The organism is Nocardioides sp. B129/18 (genome assembly GCF_055282735.1).
On the sequence record NZ_JBUZJI010000057.1, the window covers coordinates 1 to 3,349 of the forward strand.

Annotated in this window: 5 protein-coding genes; 4 read left to right on the forward strand and 1 reads right to left on the reverse strand. The window is 75.0% G+C overall.

Annotation, left to right across the window (positions count from 1 at the left end; translation table 11 throughout):
- Window positions 1–878, reverse strand: an 878-nt coding sequence (locus ACZDWJ_RS19655; protein ID WP_463523867.1) for a DUF4439 domain-containing protein, incomplete at its 3' end; no start/stop codon positions are given.
- Between the two features lie 144 nt (window positions 879–1,022).
- Here ACZDWJ_RS19655 and rimP point away from each other — a divergent pair.
- The 4 genes from rimP to ACZDWJ_RS19675 form a co-directional block, all read left to right on the forward strand.
- Entirely contained in the window at window positions 1,023–1,577 is a 555-nt protein-coding gene (gene rimP / locus ACZDWJ_RS19660; RefSeq protein WP_463523869.1) for a ribosome maturation factor RimP, read from the forward strand.
- The gene (nusA, locus tag ACZDWJ_RS19665; protein ID WP_463523871.1) at window positions 1,577–2,578 is read left to right on the forward strand and encodes a transcription termination factor NusA; all 1,002 of its coding nucleotides are present in this window, start codon (window positions 1,577–1,579) and stop codon (window positions 2,576–2,578) included. Before rimP ends, nusA begins: the two co-directional genes overlap by 1 nt.
- Before the next feature lie 46 nt (window positions 2,579–2,624).
- Window positions 2,625–2,963, forward strand: a complete 339-nt coding sequence (locus ACZDWJ_RS19670; RefSeq protein WP_463523873.1) for a YlxR family protein — start codon at window positions 2,625–2,627, stop codon at window positions 2,961–2,963.
- Between the two features lie 137 nt (window positions 2,964–3,100).
- A partial coding sequence (locus ACZDWJ_RS19675; RefSeq protein ID WP_463523875.1) for a translation initiation factor IF-2 N-terminal domain-containing protein occupies window positions 3,101–3,349 on the forward strand: 249 nt, incomplete at its 3' end.

The following is a 3,349-nucleotide window of genomic DNA, read 5'->3' on the forward strand; positions in this document are numbered from 1 at the left end:
CCCACGGTCGCGAGCTCGACCTGCGCCGCGGCGGCGGCCAGCGCGGCGGCGTCGGTGCGGGTCGTCGGCAGCGCGTACGCCGCAGCCGGGCCGGTCGGGCGCGCGCCGAGGGAGAGCAGGAGCGCGGTCAGGGCGTCGCGGCGGTCCTGGTGCCGCTCGAGGTCGGCCTCCAGGCGGGTGCGCTGCGCGGATCCGGGCTCGGACCTGGCCCCCAGCACGCCGTCGAGGTAGAGGGCGCCGTGCTCGGCGGCCAGCGCGGTCTGCAGGGCCTCGACCCATGCGGGCTCGAGCTCGCTCCTGCTCGCCGTGGCGATCGCGGCGGGACGCACGGTGCCGCCCCAGCCGAGCAGGGCCAGCCGCTCGGACTGGCCGGCGGCGAGGGAGGCCAGGAGCGAGGCCAGGGCGCCGTCCTCGGCCCGCGGCACCGCGGCCAGCAGGGTCGCGCGCCAGCGGATCTCGCCGGCGCGCAGGGCGGCCGCGGAGACCGCCGCCCCGGTGGCGGGAGCGCCGGAGGCCGTCGGCGACGGGCTCGGGGTGCCCCGCCGGCCCAAGGCGTCGAGCTGGGCGGCGTGCAGCGCCGTCAGGGAGCTCAGGGAGGCCGCGGTGAGACCGCCGCCCGGCACCGCGCCGGACGCGGCGGCGGCGCGGGTGCCCGCCTCGGCGCGCAGCGCGGCCAGCAGGCGTCGATCGGCCCGTTCGGCGGCGGGGGAGGCGGCGCCCGGGCGGGTGCCGCCGTCCACGACGTCCTCCCAGGTGCGGCAGCCCGCGAGCAGTCCGACGCCGGCCGTCGCGAGCCCGGCGCCGAGCAGCCGCCGCCGGGTGGCCGAGCGCCCGGCGGTCGACGGACCGGGGCGGGAGGCGGGTGACGGCACGGGCACGGACGTGACCCTACCCACGCCGCACGCGGGGGCCGACGCGTGGAGGTCGGAGGGTCACCGACCAGGGGCTAGGGTGTTCGCTCCGGGTCCGACGGCCCGGCCGCACGCCAGCCACGCCACAAGAGAAGAGCAGGAGGTCGAGCCGTGAGCGCCCCAGCCCCGGACTCCCTGACCGAACGGATCGGGAGCGCGCTGCGCCAGCCCCTGCTGGAGGTCGGCTACGACCTCGAGGCGGTCGAGCTGACCCCCGCCGGCAAGCGCCGGGTCCTGCGCATCGCGGTCGACCGCGACGGCGGCATCACCCTCGACGACGTCGCCGAGGCCACCCGGGCGATCTCCGCGGTGCTCGACGACTCCGACCTGCTCGGCGAGCAGCCCTACACGCTCGAGGTCACCTCCCGCGGCGTCGACCGCCCCCTCACCGCCGAGCGGCACTGGCGCCGCAACGTCGGCCGCCTCGTCAAGGTGACCCTCGTCGAGGGCGGCACGCTCACCGGCCGGATCACCGCCGCCGACGCCGAAGCCGTCACCCTCGAGGTCAAGGGGGCCGCGCGCCGCCTCGAGCTCGCCGCCGTCGCCAAGGCCCTGGTCCAGATCGAGTTCAACCGCGTCGAGGCCGTCGACCTGTCCGAGGACGACGAGACCGACGAGACCGACGACATCGACGAGACCGACACCGACGAGGAAGGGGACGCCTGATGGACATCGACCTGAGCCTGCTGCGCACGCTGGAGCGGGAGAAGGAGATCTCCTTCGACGTGCTGGTCGAGGCGATCGAGCAGGCGCTGCTGACCGCGTACCACAAGACCCCGGGCGCCCAGGAGAAGGCGCGGGTCGAGCTGGACCGCAAGTCCGGCCACGTCTCGGTGCTCGCCGCCGAGCTCGACGACGACGGCAACCAGGTCGGCGAGTTCGACGACACCCCGGCCGGGTTCGGCCGCATCGCCGCCACCACCGCGAAGCAGATCATGCTGCAGCGGCTGCGCGACGCCGAGGACGACATCAAGTTCGGGGAGTTCTCCGGCCGCGAGGGCGACGTCATCTCCGGCGTCATCCAGCAGGGCCGCAACCCCTCCGACGTCATGGTCGACCTCGGTCGCCTCGAGGCGATCCTCCCGGCCGCCGAGCGCGTGCCCGGTGAGAAGTACGCCCACGGCACCCGCATCAAGTGCCTGGTCGTCTCGGTGCGCAAGGGCATGCGCGGCCCGCAGGTGACGCTCTCGCGCACCCACCCCAACCTGGTGCGCCGCCTCTTCGCCCTCGAGGTGCCCGAGATCGCCGACGGCACCGTCGAGATCGCCGCGCTGGCTCGCGAGGCCGGCCACCGCACCAAGATCGCGGTGCGCGCCACCGTCCCGGGCGTCAACGCCAAGGGCGCCTGCATCGGCCCGATGGGCCAGCGGGTGCGCAACGTGATGGCCGAGCTGCACGGCGAGAAGATCGACATCGTCGACTTCTCCGAGGACCCCGCCGAGATGGTCGCCCACGCGCTGTCCCCGGCCCGGGTCACCTCCGTGACGGTCGTCGACGCCGCCGCGAAGGCCGCCCGCGTCGTGGTCCCGGACTTCCAGCTCTCGCTGGCCATCGGCAAGGAGGGCCAGAACGCCCGGCTCGCCGCGCGGCTGACCGGCTGGCGCATCGACATCCGCAGCGACGAGGCCCCCGAGCCCGAGGAGCCGACCGCGCCCGCGGAGGGCTGACGCCGGTTCGGCCCCGCGGGGCCCGTGGGGGTAGTCTCTTCCCTCGGTGGCTCGCGAACCTGAACTCCCCGCATCCCCGGCCCGCACGGCATCCGCCGCACCGGTCCGGACCTGCGTCGGATGCCGGCAGCGGGCCGCCAAGCGTGAGCTGCTGCGAGTGGTCGCCGGCTCCGACGCCCGGGGGAACCTCTCCGTGACGCCGGACCCCGACGGCACCTCGCCCGGTCGGGGGGCGCACCTGCACCCCACGACCGCGTGCCTCGAGCTCGCGCTGAGGCGGAAGGCGTTCGCCCGGGCCCTGCGGCTCGACCGTGCGCCGACCACCGACCTGCTCCTCGCCCACCTCGCCCCCGGCGAGGGAGGAGCAGACACCGACCGACCGTGATGGACCGACCAGGAACTGGAGCACCAGCTCATGAGCACTCGATGAGTACTTCGCGATGAGCCAGCTCGACCAGCACACCCACTAACGGTCTGAGAGAAAGCCCCCGGAACGACGGGTCTCAGGCCAGAAGGAGAATTGTGGCCAAGACCCGCGTCCACGAGCTCGCCAAGGAGTTCGGCGTCGAGAGCAAGTTCGTTCTCGAGAAGTTCAAGGAGATGGGGGAGTTCGTCAAGTCGGCGAGCTCCACCGTCGAGCTCCCTGCGGAGATGCGCTTCCGCAAGGAGATCGGCCCGACGCTGAAGGGCGGCGGCGACGCCCCCGCCGCGTCGGCGCCCGCTGCGCCCGCCAAGGCCGCAGCCCCCCGGCCCCCCGCGCCGGCCAAGCCC

Bases quoted from the DNA above. Each gene is read 5' to 3' on its own strand.
- nusA (WP_463523871.1), top strand. From the start codon at position 1,577: ATGGACATCGACCTGAGCCTGCTGCGCACGCTGGAGCGGGAGAAGGAG.